Source organism: Oceanobacillus sp. CF4.6 (assembly GCF_051262635.1).
GTDB lineage: Bacteria > Bacillota > Bacilli > Bacillales > Amphibacillaceae > Oceanobacillus.
Map to the genome: position 1 here is coordinate 1 of NZ_JBIMEX010000050.1, position 229 is coordinate 229.

Sequence of the window (229 nt, forward strand, 5' to 3'; positions counted from 1 at the left end):
TCGATATAGTCATAGATTGTCTGAGAAACAACGTGTCTTGGGGCAAGATCTTTTAATGGATGAACACCCTCCATAATTGGAATTCCATCACTTGTTACTAAAACCGCCCCATCCCCTCTAACTGCCTCGGAAATTAATCCTTTCGTTTCCCCATCTTTATATAAAAGTGTCGGGTGAAATTGGATAAATTCCATATCTGCAATTGCTACGTCAGCCAAATAAGCCATAG

General features: G+C 40.2%; 1 protein-coding gene. It reads right to left on the bottom strand.

What is annotated here, in order from left to right; all coding sequences use genetic code 11:
* A partial coding sequence (locus ACHABU_RS20770; protein ID WP_435766844.1) for an FAD-binding protein occupies positions 1 to 229 on the bottom strand: 229 nt, incomplete at both ends.